General features: G+C 59.5%; 19 protein-coding genes. 9 read left to right on the forward strand and 10 right to left on the reverse strand.

The features are described 5' to 3' along the window. Positions 1-2: 2 nt before the first annotated feature. The 3 genes from CHN51_RS02925 to CHN51_RS02935 form a co-directional block, all read right to left on the reverse strand. Positions 3-923, reverse strand: a complete 921-nt coding sequence (locus CHN51_RS02925) for an ABC transporter permease subunit (protein WP_100092677.1) — start codon at positions 921-923, stop codon at positions 3-5. A 6-nt stretch (positions 924-929) separates the two neighbouring features. Then, positions 930-2,075, reverse strand: a complete 1,146-nt coding sequence (locus CHN51_RS02930; RefSeq protein WP_100092678.1) for an epoxide hydrolase family protein — start codon at positions 2,073-2,075, stop codon at positions 930-932. Positions 2,076-2,172: 97 nt separating this feature from the next. Beyond that, positions 2,173-3,042, reverse strand: coding sequence for a 3-hydroxyacyl-CoA dehydrogenase NAD-binding domain-containing protein (locus CHN51_RS02935; protein WP_100095395.1), 870 nt, complete (start codon positions 3,040-3,042; stop codon positions 2,173-2,175). Between the two features lie 76 nt (positions 3,043-3,118). Here CHN51_RS02935 and CHN51_RS02940 point away from each other — a divergent pair, with 76 nt between their 5' ends. Further along, positions 3,119-4,228, forward strand: coding sequence for a DUF1176 domain-containing protein (locus CHN51_RS02940; protein WP_100092679.1), 1,110 nt, complete (start codon positions 3,119-3,121; stop codon positions 4,226-4,228). A gap of 2 nt (positions 4,229-4,230) precedes the next feature. Here CHN51_RS02940 and egtD read toward each other — a convergent pair whose 3' ends face one another. The 5 genes from egtD to gluQRS form a co-directional block, all read right to left on the reverse strand. Beyond that, entirely contained in the window at positions 4,231-5,184 is a 954-nt protein-coding gene (gene egtD, locus CHN51_RS02945) for an L-histidine N(alpha)-methyltransferase (protein WP_240616935.1), read from the reverse strand. A gap of 23 nt (positions 5,185-5,207) precedes the next feature. Further along, positions 5,208-6,365, reverse strand: coding sequence for an ergothioneine biosynthesis protein EgtB (gene egtB, locus CHN51_RS02950; protein WP_100095396.1), 1,158 nt, complete (start codon positions 6,363-6,365; stop codon positions 5,208-5,210). A 186-nt stretch (positions 6,366-6,551) separates the two neighbouring features. Next, positions 6,552-7,130 (reverse strand): cob(I)yrinic acid a,c-diamide adenosyltransferase, encoded by a 579-nt coding sequence (locus CHN51_RS02955; RefSeq protein ID WP_100092681.1) that lies wholly within the window; start codon positions 7,128-7,130, stop codon positions 6,552-6,554. Positions 7,131-7,142: 12 nt separating this feature from the next. Then, positions 7,143-7,373, reverse strand: coding sequence for an HIG1 domain-containing protein (locus CHN51_RS02960; RefSeq protein WP_100092682.1), 231 nt, complete (start codon positions 7,371-7,373; stop codon positions 7,143-7,145). Between the two features lie 9 nt (positions 7,374-7,382). After that, a complete protein-coding gene (gene gluQRS / locus CHN51_RS02965) occupies positions 7,383-8,273 on the reverse strand; it encodes a tRNA glutamyl-Q(34) synthetase GluQRS (protein ID WP_100092683.1) in 891 nt (296 codons plus the stop codon). A gap of 87 nt (positions 8,274-8,360) precedes the next feature. On the opposite strand from gluQRS, the gene CHN51_RS02970 reads away from it, so the two are divergent. Next, positions 8,361-8,927, forward strand: a complete 567-nt coding sequence (locus tag CHN51_RS02970) for an HNH endonuclease (RefSeq protein WP_067197854.1) — start codon at positions 8,361-8,363, stop codon at positions 8,925-8,927. A 26-nt stretch (positions 8,928-8,953) separates the two neighbouring features. On the opposite strand, the gene CHN51_RS02975 is transcribed toward CHN51_RS02970, so the two are convergent. Then, the gene (locus CHN51_RS02975; protein ID WP_100092684.1) at positions 8,954-9,364 is read right to left on the reverse strand and encodes a response regulator; all 411 of its coding nucleotides are present in this window, start codon (positions 9,362-9,364) and stop codon (positions 8,954-8,956) included. Positions 9,365-9,807: 443 nt separating this feature from the next. Here CHN51_RS02975 and ppc point away from each other — a divergent pair, with 443 nt between their 5' ends. The 7 genes from ppc to CHN51_RS03010 all read left to right on the forward strand — a co-directional run bounded on the left by ppc (position 9,808) and on the right by CHN51_RS03010 (position 20,073). Further along, positions 9,808-12,495: a phosphoenolpyruvate carboxylase gene (gene ppc, locus CHN51_RS02980; RefSeq protein ID WP_100092685.1), complete on the forward strand. Its 2,688-nt coding sequence runs from the start codon at positions 9,808-9,810 to the stop codon at positions 12,493-12,495. A gap of 128 nt (positions 12,496-12,623) precedes the next feature. Next, a complete protein-coding gene (locus CHN51_RS02985) occupies positions 12,624-14,762 on the forward strand; it encodes a molybdopterin-dependent oxidoreductase (protein WP_100092686.1) in 2,139 nt (712 codons plus the stop codon). Between the two features lie 18 nt (positions 14,763-14,780). Then, positions 14,781-16,076 (forward strand): SRPBCC family protein, encoded by a 1,296-nt coding sequence (locus tag CHN51_RS02990; RefSeq protein ID WP_100095397.1) that lies wholly within the window; start codon positions 14,781-14,783, stop codon positions 16,074-16,076. Positions 16,077-16,119: 43 nt separating this feature from the next. Next, the gene (locus CHN51_RS02995) at positions 16,120-16,875 is read left to right on the forward strand and encodes a glucose 1-dehydrogenase (RefSeq protein WP_100092687.1); all 756 of its coding nucleotides are present in this window, start codon (positions 16,120-16,122) and stop codon (positions 16,873-16,875) included. An 89-nt stretch (positions 16,876-16,964) separates the two neighbouring features. After that, positions 16,965-18,029 (forward strand): GTPase ObgE, encoded by a 1,065-nt coding sequence (obgE, locus tag CHN51_RS03000; protein ID WP_100092688.1) that lies wholly within the window; start codon positions 16,965-16,967, stop codon positions 18,027-18,029. Next, on the forward strand, positions 18,026-19,135 hold the full coding sequence (proB, locus tag CHN51_RS03005) for a glutamate 5-kinase (protein ID WP_240616845.1): 1,110 nt from the start codon (positions 18,026-18,028) through the stop codon (positions 19,133-19,135). Before obgE ends, proB begins: the two co-directional genes overlap by 4 nt. Positions 19,136-19,140: 5 nt before the next feature. Next, on the forward strand, positions 19,141-20,073 hold the full coding sequence (locus CHN51_RS03010; protein WP_100092690.1) for an NAD-dependent epimerase/dehydratase family protein: 933 nt from the start codon (positions 19,141-19,143) through the stop codon (positions 20,071-20,073). On the opposite strand, the gene CHN51_RS03015 is transcribed toward CHN51_RS03010, so the two are convergent. Next, entirely contained in the window at positions 20,074-20,598 is a 525-nt protein-coding gene (locus tag CHN51_RS03015; RefSeq protein WP_240616846.1) for a Pycsar system effector family protein, read from the reverse strand. Positions 20,599-20,689: the final 91 nt, after the last annotated feature.

Genomic DNA, 20,689 nt, shown 5'->3' on the forward strand with positions numbered 1-20,689 from the left:
GCTCAGCCCTCCCGCATTCTGGGGTCGAGCCAGCCGTAGATCAGGTCGGCAAACAGATTGAACAATATGATCAGCGCGGCGTAGAGCGTGACCACACCGAGCACGAGCGGATAGTCGCGGTTGAGCGCGCCCTGGACAAAATAGCGGCCAAGCCCCGGCAGTCCGAAGACGGTTTCCACCACCACGGCCCCGGTCAGCAGCCCTGCCGCCGCCGGACCAAGATAGCTGGCGACGGGAACGAGAGCGGGCCGAAGGCCATGTTTGAACAGGATTTTCACCTCGGGCAGTCCCCGCGCCCGCGCTGTGCGGATATGATCCTGCTTGAGCACGCTCGCCAGACCGGCGCGGGTCAGTTTGGCAATCGCCCCCGACACCGGCAGCGCCAGGGCGACGACCGGCATGATCAGCCAGGCCGCGCCCTGTCCCGTTCCCGATACCGGCAGCAAGCCGAGCCACAGACCAAAGAACAGCGCCAGCGCGGGTCCGGTGACAAAGGTCGGCAGCGCGGTTGCGACCGTTGCCAGCATCATGATCGTCTTGTCCGCAGCCTGCCCGGCCCGCACGGCAGCAAACAGGCCGGCCGTCACCCCGATCATCAGTGCCAGCACTATCGCCAGCCCTCCGAGCGTTAGCGAAATCGGCAGCCCCTGCGCGATCAGTTCCGATACGGTAAAATCGCGATAGACCAGCGAAGGTCCGAAATCTCCCTGGACCAGCCGCGAAATATAGAGCCAGGCCTGCTCCCAGAGCGGCCGGTCCAGACCATAAGCCTGTTGCAAGGCCGCCTGCGTCGCCGGATCGAGCGGGCGTTCCCCGTCAAACGGTCCACCGGGCGCCAGCCGCATCAGAAAGAAGGACGCCAAGATGATCACCAGCAGCGTCGGTATGGCCGTCATCAGCCGCCGGGTGATCAGGGCAAGCACCTGCCGCTAGAGCTCCATCCCGGCAAAACAGCTGCGCACTTCCTGCACGAACAGTTCCGGCACTTCCATCGCCGCGAAATGGCCGCCCTTCTCGGGCTCTCCCCAATAGCGCAAGTTCCGGAATCGTTGCTCCGCCCAGCGGCGCGAAGGGGTGATGATTTCGTGCGGGAAAATGCTGCAACCGGAGGGGATGGTGACCGGATCGACATTGGGCGCGCCGAAGCTTTCACGGTACAGGCGCGCCGAGGAAGCGCCCGCATTATTGAGCCAGTAGATCATCACATTGTCGAGCAGACGGTCGCAGTCGAAATTCTCGTCCGGCGCCTTGGCATCCTCTGCCCAGCCCTGGAATTTCTCCATGATCCAGGCCATCTGACCGACCGGGGAATCGGCCAGGCCATAGCCCAGGGTCTGCGGCCGGGTCCGCTGGATTTCCGCATAGCCGGCCCCCTGCTCCTGATAGACCGCAAAATGGGCCAGCGACGCCTGCTCTTCGGGGGTCAGGCTGGCCATCATCTCGTCCGACGGTGGTCCAACGACCACCAGATTGACATGCACGCCGGCACAATGGCCGAGATTTTGTGCGCCGATCACCGAGGTCACCATACCGCCCCAGTCGCCGCCCTGGGCGAAATAGCGGTCATAGCCGAGGCGGGTCATCAGGCTGTCCCACGCCTGCGCGATTTTTTCCAGCCCCCATCCGATCGTGGTTGGCTTGCCGGAAAAACCATATCCGGGCAGCGATGGCATCACCAGATGATAGGCATCTTTCGCCTCCCCGCCATGCGCCACCGGATCGGTCAAAGGACCGATCACCTCCATGAACTCGACAATCGAACCCGGCCAGCCATGCGTCATCAACAAAGGCCGCGCGTCAGGCTCCGGCGAGCGTATATGCATGAAGTGAATATCAACGCCGTCAATCTCGGTTAGATAGTGGTTATATTGATTGAGTTCCTGCTCGCAGCGCCGCCAGTCGTAGCTGGTCCGCCAATGTTCGACGACGGTTTTCACATAGTCGAGCGGGATGCCCTGCGACCAGTCATCAACCGGCTCCGGATCGGGCCAGCGTACATGCCGCAACCTTATGTCGAGATCGTCCAGTGCCGTCTTCGGGATATCGATTTCAAAATCTCTGATGTCGTCGGTCACAAACTATCCTCTTCCTGTCCGTTCGCCCTGATCTTGTCGCCGGGCGAATTCTCCATCCTTGTCTGATTCCGACAACCCGGAATTGACCACATTCCTCCTACATCGTCGGAACCGGCACTTCGCCCGAATAGTCGTAAAATCCCTTGCCCGTCTTGCGGCCCAGCCAGCCGGCTTCGACATATTTCGTCAGAATTGGCGCGGGGCGATATTTCGGGTCGCCAAAGTCATTCTGCAGCACGCGCAGTATCTCCAGCAACGTGTCCAGCCCGATCAGATCTGCCAGAGTGATCGGCCCCATCGGGTGGCCGAGACCAAGCTGCACGCCGCGGTCGATATCTTCCATCGACGCCGTGCCTTCGCCGAGCGCGAAGAAGGCCTCGTTGAGCATCGGCAGCAGGATGCGGTTGACGACGAAACAGGGCGAATCCTTGGCCATGACCGGGGTCTTGCCAACGGCCTTGGCAAAATCACTCGCCATGGCTGCCGTCTGGTCGCTGGTTGCAAGCCCGCGGATGACTTCGACCAGCCCCATCAACGGCACCGGATTGAAGAAATGCACGCCGACAAAGCGCGACGGGTCTTTCACCGACTGCGCCAGCCGGGTGATCGAAATCGATGAGGTATTGCTCGCCAATATCGCCTGATGGCCCAGAACTTCCGACGCTGCTGCAAAAATCTGGCGCTTGATTTCCTCGCGCTCGGTGGCGGCTTCAATGATGATGTCGGCATTGGCCATCGGGTCAAGCTGGACGATGGGCTCGATACGACCCAGCGCCGTTTCAGCGGCCTGCTGCTCGATCTTTTCCTTGTCCACCAGCCGTGCCAGTTGCTTGGCAATACCGGCCTTGCTCCGTTCGGCAATCTCCATGCTGACATCCGACAGATAGACATGATAGCCTGCCTGAGCCGAAACCTGCGCGATACCGGCGCCCATTTGTCCCGATCCGATAATACCAATTGCTTTCATATCATGCCCTTCATGCTGTTCGATGTGTTTGAACAAGCCACTAGCGATTGTCGGCCAAACTGGCTAGATTGCAATTATGTCCCCTATCAGTTTCATCGTTGGAATCTTCGCCACTCTCGCCGCTGCCGCGGCCCAGCCGCCCGTACATCCGCCAGTGCAACCGGGTGAAATCCGGACCTTCCGGGACTGGAGCGTCGGTTGTGACAATAACGGCAATTGTCAGGCTGTTTCACTGGTCCCAGATGAGGGCGGCGCCGGTTTTGACGACTGGGATGGCCCGATCTCGATCGTCCGGACCGCGGGCAGTGACGATATTTTCAAGATCCGCGTTTTGTTTCAGCCCGGAGACATGGACCGTTACCGGATGATCATTGACGGAAAGCTGGTCGATACCGGGGCGATTGTCCAGGGCGACTATCCAATAGAAATTGTCGGTACGGATGCCGAAAAAGTGGCAAAGGCGATCATCAATGGCAAAGATCTTGTCATCGAAGGGCCTGGCGGCGAGAATATCACCCAGATTTCGCTGGCCGGCTCGTCGGCAGCCCTGCGCTATATCGACGAGAAACAGCAGCGCGCCGGAACCGGTACAGCACTGGTCGCCAAGGGCACGCGCGCGTTTCGACCTGCGAATATCGAAGTTCCGACCATCTTGGTCGACCGGTGGAAGGCCTCCACGCTGGCCCCGGAAACCGGCGATATCGTGGCTCTGGTCGAAAAGTCCAGATGCAAGGACGAACGTTACGGGCTGGTGGAGGATCAAATCTTTCCTCTGGGCAAGCGCGGCAACCGGTTCCGCGCACTGGTATTGATATCCTGTGGCTCGGGTGCCTATAATTTCTCCAGCGCGCCCTATATCGGGGAATATGTCGAAAATCCCCACGCCACCAGCGGCTGGACATTCACTCCGGCCCGATTTGACCGCCAGCCCAGCTGGGGCGGCGAAGGCACCGACCCCTTGCTGGTCAATGCAGGCTGGGACGAACTGGACCAGAAGCTCAGCAGTTATGGCAAGGGCCGCGGGCTCGGCGATTGCGGCAGCGCTGAAAATTATATCTGGGACGGAGACATGTTCCGCATGATCGACGCCAGCGCGATGCCGGAATGTCGCGGCGCCTATGCATGGATCACGATCTGGCGCGCGAACTACCGCATTCTCGAAGAGACCGCTGCGCCTGCCGAATAATCCTAAGGCGCGTGTTTGAGCGGATGCGCTTCCACCAGCATGAGCGTGAAATAGTCCTTTTCGTCGCTCCATTCTTGCAACGGCGTCCAGCCGCCGGCCCGCAGCATCAGCCGGGCATCGCGCAAGCCATATTTGTGGCTGTTCTCGATATGGATTTTCTGTTCCTTGCGGAGCGCATAGCCATGGCCATCGATTGAAAACTCGACGTCGGCCTGCGCCTCCAGATAGATTTCGATCCGCGCATAGAGATCGTTCCAGACGGCCCTGTGGCGGAATTGCTCGACAGGAATATTGCCATCCAGCTCGCGGTTGATCCGGTCGAGCAGATTGAGGGAAAATTGCGCCGTCACGCCGGCCGAATCATCATAGGCGTCGATCAGCGTCTGGACATCCTTGATCCGGTCAAAACCGATTAAAAGCTGCGCACCCTCGCCCAGGGTCTCGCGCATGAAGCGAAGCAGATCAACCGAGGTGCGGGCAATCATATTGCCGATTGTCGAACCGGGAAAGAAGCCGAGCTTCGGCATGTCGGCCACGGCCTCGGGCAGGGCAACCCGCTTCATGAAATCGGCTTCGACTGCATATATCGGCAATTCGGGAAATTCCTCCTGGAGCAGCGATGCGCTATGCTCGAGAAACTCACCCGAAATATCGATCGGCACATAAGCGGCAGGTTCAATCGCCTTCAGTAAATGGGGCGTCTTGGTGGAACTGCCCGAGCCAAATTCGATCACCGCCCGGTCCTGACCGACGAATGCCGCAAAAGCGGGGCCATTGGCCTTGAGCAATTCGGTCTCCGTGCGGGTAGGATAATATTCGGGAAGCTCTGTAATGTCCTCGAACAATTCCGACCCGCGCCGGTCATAGAGCCAGCGTGCGGGAATCGCAAAAGTCTGCTTCTCGAAACAGCGCCTGACGTCCTTGCGGAAACTGTCATCGACGAGGGAAGTGGTCATGTCCATGGGGGTCGTCCTTTACGTCAAAGGTCTTTTGCGAGCCGCAATCCGCAGAACTGCCAGCGCTGGTGAGGGTAGAAGAAATTCCGGTAGCTGGTCCGAATATGACCGGGCGGCGTGGCAATGCTGCCGCCCTTCAGAACGGACTGGCCCGACATGAACTTGCCATTATATTCGCCGACTGCACCATCGGCCGGCCGGAATCCGGGATAGGGCAGATAGGCGCTTCCCGTCCATTCCCACACCGCGCCATTGTGCGGAAGGCCATGATTGGCCGCCACTTCCCATTCGGCTTCGGTGGGCAAGCGGGCGCCGGCCCAGGTGGCATAGGCATCCGCTTCATAGTGGCTGACATGTTTTACGGGTGCTGCCAGATCGAGCGCGCGACGGCCCGACAGTCCGAACTCCGCCCGCTCGCCGTCAGATGCCTGAACCCAGTATAAGGGCGCTTCAATTGCCTGCTCCTGCACCCAGGCCCAGCCGTCGGAGAGCCAGTGGCGGGCATCGCGATAGCCGCCGTCCTCGATAAACGCGAGCCATTCGCCGTTGGTCACCGGCCGATTTGCCAACGCGTGCGGATGGAGCAGCACCTGATGGCGCGGGCCTTCGCAATCGAAGGCAAAGCCGGTCCCGTCATGGCCGATCTGTTGTACGCCCGTCTTGCCTTCGATCCATTGCAATGGTCCGGGGTCTGCCGCGGAAACAGGCACCGTAGAAGAATAAGCGGGCCGCAGCGGATTGCGGGAAAAGAGATGGAGAATATCGGTCAACAACAATTCCTGATGCTGCTGCTCGTGATTCAGACCGAGCTCGACCAGGTCGAGTAATTCTGGAGAGAAGCCGTCCATTGCTTCCGCCATCGCCCTGTCGACATGATGGCGATAATCAATCACGTCCGCCAGCGACGGGCGGGTCAGCAAACCGCGCTCGGGGCGCGCGTGGCGTGCGCCTTCGGCTTCATAATAGCTGTTGAACAGATAGGGATAGGCTTCGTCAAAAAGCCGGTAGCCAGGGACGTGATCGCGCAGCAGAAAGGTTTCGAAAAACCAGCTGACATGGGCCAGGTGCCATTTTGTCGGCGACGCATCGTCCATCGACTGCGCCGTTGCATCGGCATCGCTCAGCCCTTCGGCAAGTCCGAGGGAATGATGTCTCACATCCCGGAATCGCTCCAGCAACACGCGCGATCGGGAGACGTTTTCGGCGTCGGGCGAAGGCGGGAACGGGCGTTGCGGTTGGCTTGCGATCAATCCTACTCCGGTGGAAGCTCCTGTTCTTGCCAGAACATAGAGCGAACGATGATTAGGTCAACAACGCATATTCGCGCCAGTTGGTTGCAAATATCCGCAAGCTGTTGCGCTTTTGCGCTAGCGCGACGCTCCCGGCACCCACAATATATCGTCCTTGCCGCCATTGTTGAGCGCCCGGCCCAGCACGAACAGATAGTCCGAAAGACGATTGATATAGGCCAGCGCCTGCGGGTTGATCGAAATATCTCTGGCCGCTGCGACACAGGTCCGCTCGGTCCGACGGGCGACGGCGCGCACGAGATGGATGGCGGCTGCGGCTTTGCTGCCACCAGGCAAAATGAAACTGGTCAGCGGATTGAGCTCGGCAGTGGCCGCGTCGATTGCCTTTTCCAGCCGTTCCACCTGTGAGGGAACAACTCTCAGCACCATTTCCGATGGACTGAAATCGTCCCCGTCGGATGCCGGCGTTGCAAGATCGGCACCCAGATCGAACAGGTCGTTTTGGATCACCCGCAATGTCTGCACCAGCCCCTCGTCGGTGATTTCGCAAATCGCGACACCGAGCGCGCTGTTCAATTCGTCGACATCCCCGATTGCCGCCATGCGCGGGTCGTTCTTGGCAATGCGCGATCCGTCGACCAGCCCGGTCGTGCCGTCATCGCCGGTTCTCGTATAAATCTTGTTGAGCTTTACCATCGGGGGAGCGAACTAGCTCTGGCCACCCGCCACAGCCAGCAATATCACCACCAGCACGATTGCAATCGCCTGATATTTGACGCGGGCAAACATCATTTCATTCTGCTTCTTGTGCGAAGCAGTGACGCCTTCGGCATCGACGTCGCCCGGCTCCATATTGGCGAAGGCGATCAGCCCGCGCACGAGTGCGTAAATGACAGCGCCTGCGGCTGCGATGATCATCAATATCAAAATATAGCTCATATATTCACCTTAAGCCTGCGAAAGGGAGATTCCAACAGGGAAGATTCCCGCTCTGAGTTCCTGCACTAGTCCATATCCGTCTTCGCCCGCAGTCCGCAATACGGACAAAGAGGCAGAACCCCGGCTTTTCGACAGCTTTCCACCCTTGTCATCGAGCAGAAGCGGATGGTGAAAATAGATAGGGGTGGGCAAATCCAATAACGCCTGCAGCAATCGATGGATGCCGGTGGATGCGAAGAGATCATCGCCGCGCACGACATGACTGATGCCATCGCGCGCGTCGTCGAGAGTCACGGCCAGATGATAGGCCACTGGCGTGTCCTTTGGCACAAGAATTATGTCGCCTAGCCGTCCGGGATCGCTGGATTGATTGCCATGCCGTTCGTCGACCCATTCCAGCGACCCAGTCATCGCAGCCGCCTTCGCCACGTCGAGCCGCCAGCTATGCGGTTCGGTCGCTGCCCGGTCCCTTGCCAGTTCCGGATCGAGATGCCGGCACGTTCCGGCATAGATCGGCCCGTCAGGGCCTTCCGGCTGCGGACCGTCTTCCTGCAACTTCCGCATATCCGACCGAGTGCAGAAGCAGGGATATAATAAGCCCATCGACCTGAGCCGAGCCGCCGCCGCCGCATAGCTTTCCAGTCGTCGGGACTGGAAAATAACATCCCCGTCCCAGTCCAGACCCAGCCAGCGCAGGTCGTCCATGATCGCCGTGACGAATTCGGGTCGGCTGCGACCGCTGTCGATATCCTCGATCCGGAGCAGGAACCGGCCTCCGCGCGACCGGGCAAAATCATGCGCCACCATTGCGGCATAGGCGTGACCCAAATGCAACAATCCGTTGGGGCTAGGGGCAAAACGCACCACAATATGTCGATTCAATTGCCCACTTGACGTCATAAGCCGGATAATGTTCTTTGTGTAACAGTCATGTCACGTTCTTAGGCATAAAGAGCAGACAGTAAAGGACAAGGGAGACAGACGCTAATGTATCACCCCGACCTGCAAAGGCATCCGGAAAGCTGCCCCTCGCTTGTCCTCAACGCTGACTATACGCCTCTGTCTTATTATCCGCTCAGCCTGTGGCCATGGCAGACCGCGATCAAAGCGGTATTTCTCGACCGGGTGGACATTATTTCCAGCTATGAGCGCGAAGTGCACAGCCCCAATCTCGACATGAAAATCCCGTCGGTGATTGCCCTGAAGAAATATATCAAGCCGTCCGAATATCCAGCCTTCACACGTTTCAACCTGTTCCTGCGCGACAAGTTCGAGTGCCAATATTGCGGATCACCGGATAATCTGACTTTCGATCATGTTATCCCGCGCCGGCAGAAAGGCCGCACGACATGGGAGAATGTCGCCACCGCTTGCCTGCCCTGCAATCTCAAGAAAGGCGGCCGGACACCCAAGGAAGCACATATGCAGCTTGCCAATCGGCCGATCAAGCCGACCAGCTGGCATTTGCAGGAACATGGCCGGGCCTTTCCGCCCAATTTCCTGCACGATACGTGGCATGACTGGTTATATTGGGATATCGAGCTGGAAAGCTAGGCCGCGCCGGGCCCTGGCAGCTGATTTCAGACGTAACGCATCGGCAGTTTTTGCGTTTCCCTGCGCTTCTGGACATTGTCCAGCATGGTTTCGACAACGACGACCAGTTCGTCGGGATCGAACGGTTTCTTCAGATAGTCGGTCGCTCCCGCTTCCAGCGCGATACGTTCATCGGCGGCTGACGAGCGTCCCGTCAGCATCAGCACCGGCGTGGCAAAGAGTTCGTGATGGTTGCGAATCCGGCGAACCACTTCGACGCCACCCATTCCCGGCATGCTGCAATCGAGGATGATCAGATCGGGATTTTTCGCCTTGGCAACCTTGAGCGCTGTCAGGCCGTCACCGATCACGCCCACGGCATGACCCGCATCCATCAGCGTGTCACGAACGAGCTCTGCGGCCAGTTCGTCATCCTCGGCATAAATAATTCGCGCCATAAAAATCTCCTTGATCGGACAAGATAGCCGAAATTGGTTAATTATTTTTCCTATAGTCTGCATACGGAGATCAGGTCGCTTTCAGAAGCGCGCCAGCCAGAGATTTCTGCCACTTCTTGGCACTATCCCCACGATAACAGCGCGCTTGCCGATCGAGCGCGGCAGCTGCATGGCCAAATTCTCCATTGCCGGAAAATGCAGCGAAACCAGCCCATTATTGGGCGGCTTTGGTTAATTCGCGAATACGCGCCTTGTCGGAAATATCTCCTCTCGTTAACCATGATATGTGCAGCCGCTTTCATCGCTCGCGTGCTGGCTGAGCTGTCCCGGGCCCGCCCTGTGGTTCCCGATATCGCTTCCGCCCCTGATCCAGCAGCGAAAACTGCCCGATTGATGCATCGATACCCCTTGACCGATTATCTGCCGCAGTGCAGCATATCGGCATGACACAATCCCTCACCGTCCGCCAAAATCCAGACATCAAATATCTCGGCAAATTGCTGGGTGATGTCATCCGTTCCTATGGCGGGGAGGAGCTCTACCGGCGCACCGAATATATCCGGTCGACCAGCGTCGATCGCCATCGCGGGCTGGCCGATGCGGATGCGATTGATCCTGGCCTCGACGCGCTGTCACTGGACGAAACACTCGCTTTTGTCCGCGGCTTCATGCTGTTTTCCCTGCTCGCCAATCTTGCCGAGGACCGGCAGGGCGTGGCAGCCGAAAAAGGCGCCACGGTGGTCGAGGCGATTGAATTGCTCGCCAGCGAGGGCGTTGACCGGGACGCGATCCTGGAGCTGCTCGATGACGCGCTGATCGCGCCGGTGCTGACCGCCCATCCGACCGAGGTACGGCGCAAGAGCATCATCGACCATAAATCCCGCATTGCCGAACTGCTGCTGATGAAGGACGAGGGAGAGGAAGAAACCCCGCAGGGCGACATGCTCGACGCCGCGATCCTGCGCCAGATCGCCCTGCTCTGGCAGACCCGCCCGCTGCGCCGCGAGCGCCTGTTCGTCACCGACGAAGTGCAGATCTCGCAAAGCTATATGAAAGACGTGTTCCTCCCCGTCCTGCCCCGGCTCTATGCAAAATGGGAACGGACCCTGGGCGCGCGCTTGCCAAGTTTCCTGAAACTCAACAGCTGGATCGGCGGCGACCGGGATGGCAATCCCTTTGTCGACGCGGGCGCGATGGAGGAGGCTCTGTCGCGGGCAGCCGAAACCGTCATCGGCTATTATCTGATGTGCGTGCACACATTGGGCGCAGAATTGTCCATCTCCACCGAACTGGCCGAAGTACCCGAAGCGGTGCTGGAACTCGCCGAGGCCAGTGGCGATGACTCGCTGAGCCGCAAGGACGAACCCTATCGCCGCGCCTTGTCGGGCATCTATGCAAAATTGTCGGCCACCCATCTCAAGCTTTGCGGCCATGTGCCCGGCCGCGCGTCGACGATTACCGCCGAGGCCTATGACAATCCGCAGCAATTGCGCGAGGAACTGGTCATTCTGGCGCAAGGCCTGAAATCGGCCGGCAAGGGCGTCTTCGCGACATCCGGAGCGTTGGGCCGCCTGATCCGGACGGTCGAACTGTTCGGCTTCCACCTCGCAACCCTCGATATGCGCCAGAACAGCAAGGTTCACGAACGCGTGGTCGCCGAACTGCTGAAACAGGCGGGTGTCGAAGATGACTATCTAGCGCTGGACGAGGCGGCACGGGTCAAGCGCCTGCGCGCCGAGCTGGCCAACAACCGGCCACTGGCGAGCCCGTGGATCACCTATAGCGACGAGACCGCGAAGGAACTGTCGATCATCCGCGCCGCCGCCGAAGCGCATCGCAAATATGGCCCCGAGGTCATTACCAATTATAATATCAGCAACGGCGAAAGCGTTTCCGATATATTGGAAGTCTATGTCCTGTTGATGGAAACGGGCCTCTATCACGCGCCGACCGAGGACAATGCATCGCCGTCCTGCCCGGTTATGGCGGTGCCGCTATTCGAAACCGTCGCCGATCTGGAAAATGCACCGCAGGTGATGAGCGATTTCTTCGCGCTTTCCGAAATGCACGCTCTGGCAAAGGGCCGCGGTCATCAGGAAGTGATGATCGGCTATTCGGACAGCAACAAGGATGGCGGCTATCTGACCTCGACCTGGAGCCTGTTCAAGGCGAGCGACGCACTGACCCCGATATTTGCCGAGGCCGGTATCAAAATGCAGCTTTTCCACGGACGCGGCGGAGCCGTGGGTCGTGGCGGCGGATCTGCCTTTGGCGCGATCAAGGCGCAGCCCAAGGGTACCGTCGCCGGTCGTATACGGATCACAGAACAAGGCGAAGTGATTGCCGCCAAATATGGCACGGAAGATGTCGCGGAAGCCAATCTGGAAGCGATGACTTCGGCCGTGCTGATCAATTCGCTCGAGCCCGACCGGACCGATAGCAAGGTGCTGGCCGACCATGCCGAGGCAATGGACCAAATCTCGCAGGTCGCATTCACCGAATATCGCGATCTGGTCTATGGCGACGACAGCTTCCGGACTTTCTTCCGGCAGATGACCCCCCTGACGGAAATTGCCAAACTCAAGATCGGTTCGCGCCCGGCCAGCCGGACGAAGAGCGACAAGATCGAAGATCTGCGCGCCATTCCCTGGGTCTTCAGCTGGGCCCAGGCCCGCGTCATGCTGCCCGGCTGGTATGGTGTCGGACAGGCGCTCACCGCGTTCGATGACAAGGCCAAATTGAAGGAAATGGCGCAAAGCTGGCCCTTTTTCCAGGCCTCGCTCTCCAATATGGAAATGGTTCTGGCCAAGTCCGACATGGGCATAGCCGCCCGCTATGCGGAGCTGGTCGAGGACAAGGACATGGGGCAGGCCTTTTTCGGCCGCATCCGGTCCAGCTGGTACCAGACCCGCGACATATTGCTCGAAATCACCGACCAGCCGCACCTGCTGGCCAAAAGCCCGGCGCTGTTCAACAGCATCGAGTTGCGCCTGCCCTATATCGAGCCGCTCAACCATCTCCAGATCGAGCTGATGAAACGCTTGCGCGCCGGGGAAGACGACCCGCGCATCGGCGAAGGCATCCAGCTGTCGCTCAACGCTATTGCGACAGCACTGCGCAACAGCGGCTGATTTGCAGGCCCATCTGGGGCCCGCATGGACGAAATTCTGCTGTGGACCGAAAAGCGGTTTTACGAGCATTTTTGTCAGTCGCCTGCACCATTTGTCGCGCCTAGACTTCTCCGAAATAGGAGAGATTCATGGCTGTCGAGACCAAGCGTAGTTTTTGCCGTTTTTGCCACGCAAGTTGCGCAATGATCGTCGAGGTGGAAGACGATAAGGTGAAATCCGTGCGCGGCGACAAGCAGGATCATCTGTTCCACGGCTATACCTGCATCAAGGGGCGCCAGTTGCCCGACATGCACAATCTTCCAGACCGGATGATCACCAGCAAAATCCGCCAGCCGGATGGCAGTTTCAAGGATATCCCGACCGCAGAAGCGCTCAAACTGGCCGGCGCGCAGATGAAGAAAATGGTCGAGGAACACGGGCCGCACAGCATCGCGGTCTATTGCGGCACCAACGCTTTCCAGAACAGCGCCGTACTCGGCACCTCCTATGCCTTCGCCCAGGGCATTGGCTCGCGCAACTGGTATACCAGCGTCACCGTCGACCAGCCGGCCAAGGTGTTTACCACCGCGCGCTATGGCATGTGGATGGGCGGCGGCAACGCCTTCACCGAATCCGACGTCGCGATGTTTGTCGGCAATAATCCGATCGTCTCCCATTATTCCGGCGGCATGCCGACATCCTCGCCATCACGCGGCCTGAGAGATGCCAAGGAACGCGGCCTCAAGGTCATTGTGGCGGACCCGCGGGTGAGCGAAATGGGCAAATTGGCCGACATCTATCTGCCGGTAAAACCGGGTGAAGACCCTGCCCTGCTCGCCGGCATGCTCAACGTGATTTTTGAAGAGAAGCTCTACGACCAGAATTTCGTCGCCGCCCATGTCGATGGCGTTGCCGAGCTGGAAGCTGCCGTCAAACCGATGACGCCCGATGTCGCCGCCAAGCGCGCAGGGGTCGACAAGGATCAGCTGATCGCCGCCGCCCGCATGTTCGCCGGCGCCAACAAGGGCCGCGTCGTCACCGGCACTGGTCCAGAAATGGCCGGCAATGGCACGCTCACCGAATATCTGGTGGCCTCGCTCAACATTCTCTGCGCCCGCTTCAATCAGGAAGGCGAGCGGGTTTCCGCTCCGATGGTCTTCAACCCGCTGATGGGCGGCCCGAAAAAGGCTCAGGTTGCACCGAAAATGCCAACCTTTGGCGAAGGCTTTCCGAAATCACGCATCCGCGGCCTCGGCCATCTCGGCAAGGAAATGCCGTGCAACGTGCTGGCCGATGAAATCCTGACGCCCGGCGAAGGCCAGATCAAGGCGCTGATCTCGATCGGCGGCAATCCCGAAATCGCCTTCCCGGACCAGCAGAAAGTCCGCCGCGCGCTGGATGAATGCGAATTGTTCATCCAGGTCGATCCGTGGATGTCCGCCAGCGCCAAACGCGCCGACATGATCCTTGCACCCTCGATGTGCCTCGAACGCGAAGACATCAACAATGTCTCGGACGCCTTTACCGAGGAAGCCTACGGCCATTATACCGAAGCGATGGTGCCGCCGCCCGGCGACACGATGGACGAATATGAGATGCTCTGGTGGCTCGCCAAGCATATGGGCATCGAGATGAACTTCCCCGGTGGCTCCGTGTCGATGGAGACTTGCCCTGACAAGGCGACCGTTCTCGACCTGATTTCCGAAGGTTCGCTGCTCAAGCCCAGCAAGGCCAAGGCCGATGCGGCGGCGCTGGAGCGCAAGGGCGCGGCCATCACATACGACGAACTGCACCCCGTCGTCGGCCCGGCCGATCCGGATGCGCAGGAGAAATTCGATCTCAACGCCGGCGCCATGCCCAGCGAGCTTCTCGACTATGCTGCCAATGACCCGGTCGAGAGCGGCTTCGATTTCCGCCTGATCTCCCGCCGCTCCAAGCATCGCTATAACAGCAACGGCCACACCTTCCCGAAACTGGTGGAAAAAATGCCGACCAATCCGGCCTTCTTCAACCCCGGGGATCTGGCCGCTGCAGGCATCGAAGATGGCGCGATCATCGAGATCAGCTCTCCCACCGCCTCGATTTTCGGTCTCGCCAAGGCCGATGAGAAAGTCCGGCCGGGAGTCATCTCGATGAGCCATGCCTTTGGCGACAGCGAAGCCGGCAAAGGCGACGTGATGACCAAGGGCGGCTCGACCAACCGGCTGATCGTCGACAATGACCATCTCGATCCGATTACCGGGCAGGCGATGCAGAGCGCGATACCGGTCAGGATTGCCGCTGCCTAGGGAGTTGATATCATGCCGATGAGCGAGAATTATATCGACCAGATGAAACGTCTGATGGAGTGGGAAGCAAGCCGCGCCGCGCCGCCCGCGGGCTTCCCGCATCTGCCTGATTTGCCGGCTGGCCGCTATACCAGCCAGCAATATTACGACCTCGAGCAGGAACATCTGTGGAAAAAGACCTGGCTGTTCGCCGGTCATATTGACGAAGTCCCCGAACCCGGCTGTTTCATGAAATGGGAACAGATCGGCGATCCGATCATCATCGTCCACGGCATGGATGGTGAAATACGCGCTTTCTACAATACGTGCCGCCATCGCGGCGCACCGGTGGTCACCGAGGAAAAAGGCCGATCACCGCGACTGATGTGCGGCTATCACAACTGGACCTATAAGACCGACGGGACCCTGGTCGGCGTTCCGGAAAAACAGGACTTCGGCCCTGATTTCGACATGTCCTGCCGCAGCCTGATTCCGGTCCGCTGCGAGATGCTGGGCAATCTGATTTTCGTGAATTTCGATGAAGAGGCGATGCCACTCAAACAGTGGCTGGGACCTGTCTGGGACGAGTGGAAAGAATTCCGTTTTGACAAGATCAGGCTGGCGGCGCGCTACTCGTTCGACCTGAAGTGCAACTGGAAGGTGGCGATGGAGGCCAATATGGAGGTCTATCACGTACCCTTCATCCATCCCGACACGGTAGCGCCGCTCGTCGACAGCAAGCGCAATGTGAACACCATCTATCCCAATGGCCATGCCCGGATGCTCGCCCCTGCCCCGGAACAGACCGACCGCGAGCATGTCCGCGCCATTGATAATCCACCGGACTGGAAAGAGATTGAAGGGGTCGGCGAATTTGGCCGGACCTGCACCCAAAGCTACACGATGTTCCCCAACTGGGTTTCGCCGCTGAGCAATTATTTCGTCCCGCCGCTGATTTTCTGGCCGACTTCGCTCAATACGACGCGGATCGAGCTGGTGACCATGGCGATGGACTGGGGCGATGGCCCCGCGCCGGATCTCTGGACCGTGCCGGACGAGAGCAAGCCCAACGGTCGCGATATGTCGCCTATCATCCTCGAGGACACGCAATTTGGCGAGATGATCCAGAAATCGATGGAAAGCGACGGTTTCAAGAGCGTGCCGCTCAGCTATCAGGAAGCGCGCATCTACAGCTTCCACCAGACTTGCGACAAGATGATCGGCCTCAACCGGGTCCCGGAACATCTCGCCGTCGAGCAGGTGATCGGCGAAGAGTGGGTCTATCCCAATGATCCGCGCGTCGCGCAGATGGACCAGATGGAAGCGGCGGAATAGCACCTGGACGCATTAGCGACAGGGCGACAACCGGGAGAGACTTATGGGACGCGTTCAGGACAAGATTATATTGCTCACAGGCGGGGCCATGGGACTGGGCAAGGCCGCTGCACAGCGCCTGATCGAAGAGGGAGCGCGGGTGATCATCACCGATCACAATGCCGAAGCGGGCGCCGCAACCGCAGCGGAGCTTGGCGACAAGGTGGAGTTTCTGGAGCAGGATGTTACCAATCCGGATCGCTGGGGCGAAATCATTGCCCATGTCGAGGGTGAATATGGCCGGCTTGATGTTCTGGTCAACAATGCCGCGGTCACGGTTTTCGGTTCGATAGCGGACGTCAGCTACGAGGATTTCAAACGCTGCTACACCGTCGATGTCGACTCGATATTTCTCGGTTGCAAGACCGCGCTGCCGCTGATGAGCAAGACGGGCGGGTCGATCATCAACCTTTCCTCCGCCGCAGCCATCAACGCCAGCGCCGATCTGGTCGCCTATAACAGCGCCAAAGCCGCGATTCCGATGCTGACCAAATCGATCGCGCTCTATTGTGCGCGCGAGAAGAACGGGGTGCGGGTCAACGCGGTCCTACCTGGCACGATCATGACGCCCAACGTCCGCAGCGTCATCGACGGGACGCCCAACCCTGCCGAAACCGAAGAATCCTTCGCGCTCGCCCAGCCGGTCGGTCATATGGGCGAACCCGATGATATCGCGCATCTGATCGTCTATCTTGCTTCGGATGAAAGCAAATTCGCCACCGGAGCCGCCTTCGCGGTCGACGGGGGTCTGAGCATCTAGCCTGTCCGGCCAGCCAGCGGACAAGGACAATGTCGTTATATTGCAGCAAAGCCTAGCCTTTCCCGCACCAAATCCCTAAATGCTGCAACATGCATTTTCTCGATCAAGCCAAAATCTATGTCAGCTCGGGCCAGGGCGGCCCTGGCGCTGTCAGTTTCCGGCGTGAAAAATATATCCAATATGGCGGCCCCGATGGCGGCAATGGCGGCAAAGGCGGCGATATCGTGTTCGAGGCCGTCGAAGGTCTGAACACGCTGATTGACTTCCGCTACGCCCAGCATTTCAGAGCGCCGCGCGGCAAGGGTGGCGCCGGGCGCAACCGGACCGGCGCGGGTGGCGATGATCTGGTCATCAAAGTGCCCGTCGGCACCCAGATCCTGTCCGAAGACAAGGACCATGTGCTGCTCGATTTCACCCGCGAAGGCCAGCGCGCCACCTTTCTGGAAGGCGGGATCGGCGGCCGCGGCAACGCCAGCTACAAAAGCTCGACCAACCGTGCGCCCCGTCAGCACCAGCCCGGTGAACCGGGTGAGGAAGCAGCCGTCTGGTTGCGACTGAAGCTGATCGCGGACGCGGGCCTTGTCGGCCTGCCCAATGCCGGCAAGTCGACCCTGATCAACAAGGTGACCAATGCCGGTGCCAAGGTCGGCGCCTATCCGTTCACCACCATCCATCCCCAACTCGGCGTGGTCCGGCACAAGAGCCGCGAATTCGTGCTTGCCGATATTCCCGGTCTGATTGAGGGCGCAGCCGACGGGGCCGGTATCGGCGACCGCTTTCTCGGTCATATCGAGCGGTGCAAGATTTTGCTCCATCTCATCGATGCGACCGGTGATGATCCGGTGAAAGCCTGGAAAACGGTCACCAAGGAACTGGAAAAATATGGCGGCGGCCTTGCCGAGAAGCCACAAATCCTGGCGCTCAACAAGGCGGACCTGCTGGACGAAGAACTGATGACCGACATCGCCGGTCAATTGCGCGCCGCCGGTGCGGAACATGTACTCCCGGTATCGGGCGCGACCGGCGAGGGTCTCGATGCCGCGCTCGACAAGATATTGGAAGCGGTTGGCGAGAATAGTTCGATCGAGCGCAAGGGTCAGGCGTCGCCAGCCTCTGATGAAGAGGATAAACCCAAGGACTGGTCACCGTTGTGAACGCTGCAAAGCCGGAAACGATTGTCGTCAAGGTCGGCTCGTCGCTGCTGGTCGGAGAGGACGGAAAGCCACGGCGGGAGTGGCTTCAAACGCTGGTCGCCGATATCGCCAAACGCCATCAGGCGGGCGACAATCTCATCATCGTGTCATCGGGTTCGATCGCCCTCGGCGCACGGAAGCTCGGCCTCGAACATGGCGGCCGCTCCAGCTTGTCCGACGCACAAGCGGCGGCCTCGGTCGGACAGATTGCGCTGAGCAGCCTGTGGTCGGAATTGCTGGCAGAATATCAGATCACCGCTGCCCAGATGCTGCTCACGCTGGACGACATGGAAGATCGCAAGCGCTATCTCAACGCCACCGCGACGCTGGAAAAGCTGATCGAGCATCGCGCCATTGCCGTGATCAACGAAAATGACAGCGTCGCCACCGACGAGATCCGCTTTGGCGACAATGACAGGCTTGCCGCGCGGGTCGGCCAGGCGGCATCGGCCGACCGGGTCTTGCTGCTCTCAGACATCGACGGTCTTTACGACCGCCGGGAGGATAGCGAGGCTTACGGACAGTTTATCGGCGTGGTTGAAACGGTCGATGAATCGATCATGGCGATGGCCGATGGTAGCTCGTCCTCCGGACTGGGTTCGGGCGGGATGACATCCAAGCTGGAAGCGGCGAAGATTGCCAATCTTGCCGGGATCGAGCTGTCGATCATCTCCGGGCGCCAGGACCATCCGCTCGAGCGCTATGCACTGACCAATGTCGGGACCCTGTTCAAGGCCCGCGACGGTGCCAATGCCCGCAAGGCGTGGCTGGGCGGGCGTCTCACCTCGGCCGGATCGATCACTGTCGATGCCGGTGCGGTCGCTGCCCTGCAATCCGGCAACAGCCTTCTGGCAGCCGGGATCATCACGATTGATGGCCAGTTCGAACGTAGCGATGTGGTGGAGATCAGGGACGAGGATGGGCTGACAATCGCCCGCGGTCTGGCCGAATATAATGCACTCGACTGCGCCAAGATCATCGGTCGCCGCAGTTCGGAACTGGAGGCCCTGCTCGGCTATGCGCCGCGCAGCGCAGTGGTCCATCGCAACCAGATGGTGATGGTCTAGTCGCGATGACCGGCACCGCTCGCAAGACAGTCGCGATCACCGGCGCGACCGGCTTTGTGGGCAGCCGCATGCTCGATCTGGTGGTTCGGGAAGGATATGACGCGCGCGCGCTGACCCGGCGCAAGCAGGATGACCGTCCGGGCGTCACCTGGGTGCGCGGCGCGCTGGACGACAAGGCAAGCCTCGCAAGATTATGCAGCGGCGCGGATATGGTTTTGCACATTGCCGGCGTGGTCAACGCACCGGACCGGGCAGGCTTTGAAGCGGGGAATGTTGCGGGAACACTGGCCGTCATAGAGGCTGCAAAACGGGCGGGAACCAAACGCTTCATCCATGTGTCCTCGCTCGCCGCCACCCAGCCGCAGCTGTCCATCTATGGCGAGACCAAAGCCAAGGCCGAAAAACTGGTCAAGACCAGCGGCCTCGACTGGACGATCCTTCGCCCACCCGCGGTCTATGGTCCGGGTGACGGTGAATTTCTCGACCTTTTCAAAATGGCCCGCCTCGGGTTCGTGACCCTGCCCCCCGATGCCAACGGCCTTTTATCGGTGATACACGTCCATGATCTGTGTCAGGCTTTGCTTGCCCTGTTGCCGGAACAGGAAGATTTTACCGCCCAGATTTTCGAGGTCGATGACGGCAAGCCGGGCGGCTGGACGCAGGCCGGTTTTGCCAAGGCGATAGGCCAGGCGATGGGCAAACGCGTCGCCACGGTCGGTATACCGAAATCCCTATTGCGTTTCGCAGCCAGGGCGGACCGTCTGGCGCGCGGCGACAAGGCCAAGCTTACCGCAGACCGGGTCAATTATTTTTGCCATGACGACTGGACGATAGACCCGCGAAGGCGTCTGCCGACGCAATTATGGCAGGCACAGATCGAGACGCGCCAGGGTCTGAAGGATACCGCAACATGGTATCGCCACAACGACTGGCTGTAATCAGGACTGGAAAATCGGTCCGGCGAACTGTTCGTAAACATAGGTGACGAAGGTCAGCGTGAGACCAATCAGAAACACCCGATAGGCCCAGCCGAGAAAGCGATATTTCTTGTGTTCCAGAATCTGCCCCATTTGGTAGATATCGCGCAGCATCGCCCGATAGGTTGATTCCTGGGTGCGCAATTCGGTTTCCAGCAGATGGTCGATGAACTCGTCTTCGCTGATCTTCGAAAAACCGCCAAAAAACAGCATGTTTGGAGAGCTGTCTTTCCGTGGCCTGACCGAAGGCATCACCGCCAGCGCCGCCAGACCAGCGGACCCGAAAGCCGAAATCGCGAGGATGAGCAGCGGCAGGGAAATTGTCCCGGCTTGGCTCTGGCCGATAGCCAGCGTGAAAACGACAAAGGTCGCGCCGATCAGCATATTTGCCTTGTTATCGGCCATAACGCTCAATTGCACATGATGGCGCTGGGTTGTTCCCAGCGCATATACAACTTCGTCCGGCCATTTGCTGCCTTCGTCCATGATTACTTCCCCAAATGGTGGACTGCGATAAGGCAGAAGAGTGGCAGAAAGCACATGATTGGGCAAGACAAGGCACGCATTGTGCCGCTTT

Source organism: Sphingorhabdus sp. YGSMI21, assembly GCF_002776575.1.
Lineage (GTDB): Bacteria > Pseudomonadota > Alphaproteobacteria > Sphingomonadales > Sphingomonadaceae > Parasphingorhabdus.

Coding starts and splice junctions, on each gene's coding strand:
- CHN51_RS03010 (WP_100092690.1), top strand. CDS start 19,141: ATGACCGGCACCGCTCGCAAGACAGTCGCGATCACCGGCGCGACCGGC.
- CHN51_RS02940 (WP_100092679.1), top strand. CDS start 3,119: ATGTCCCCTATCAGTTTCATCGTTGGAATCTTCGCCACTCTCGCCGCT.
- ppc (WP_100092685.1), top strand. CDS start 9,808: ATGACACAATCCCTCACCGTCCGCCAAAATCCAGACATCAAATATCTC.
- CHN51_RS02960 (WP_100092682.1), bottom strand. CDS start 7,373: ATGAGCTATATTTTGATATTGATGATCATCGCAGCCGCAGGCGCTGTC.
- CHN51_RS02935 (WP_100095395.1), bottom strand. CDS start 3,042: ATGAAAGCAATTGGTATTATCGGATCGGGACAAATGGGCGCCGGTATC.
- CHN51_RS02970 (WP_067197854.1), top strand. CDS start 8,361: ATGTATCACCCCGACCTGCAAAGGCATCCGGAAAGCTGCCCCTCGCTT.
- CHN51_RS02975 (WP_100092684.1), bottom strand. CDS start 9,364: ATGGCGCGAATTATTTATGCCGAGGATGACGAACTGGCCGCAGAGCTC.
- CHN51_RS02955 (WP_100092681.1), bottom strand. CDS start 7,130: ATGGTAAAGCTCAACAAGATTTATACGAGAACCGGCGATGACGGCACG.
- gluQRS (WP_100092683.1), bottom strand. CDS start 8,273: ATGACGTCAAGTGGGCAATTGAATCGACATATTGTGGTGCGTTTTGCC.
- CHN51_RS02985 (WP_100092686.1), top strand. CDS start 12,624: ATGGCTGTCGAGACCAAGCGTAGTTTTTGCCGTTTTTGCCACGCAAGT.
- CHN51_RS02995 (WP_100092687.1), top strand. CDS start 16,120: ATGGGACGCGTTCAGGACAAGATTATATTGCTCACAGGCGGGGCCATG.
- CHN51_RS03015 (WP_240616846.1), bottom strand. CDS start 20,598: ATGGACGAAGGCAGCAAATGGCCGGACGAAGTTGTATATGCGCTGGGA.
- egtD (WP_240616935.1), bottom strand. CDS start 5,184: ATGACCACTTCCCTCGTCGATGACAGTTTCCGCAAGGACGTCAGGCGC.
- obgE (WP_100092688.1), top strand. CDS start 16,965: ATGCATTTTCTCGATCAAGCCAAAATCTATGTCAGCTCGGGCCAGGGC.
- CHN51_RS02990 (WP_100095397.1), top strand. CDS start 14,781: ATGAGCGAGAATTATATCGACCAGATGAAACGTCTGATGGAGTGGGAA.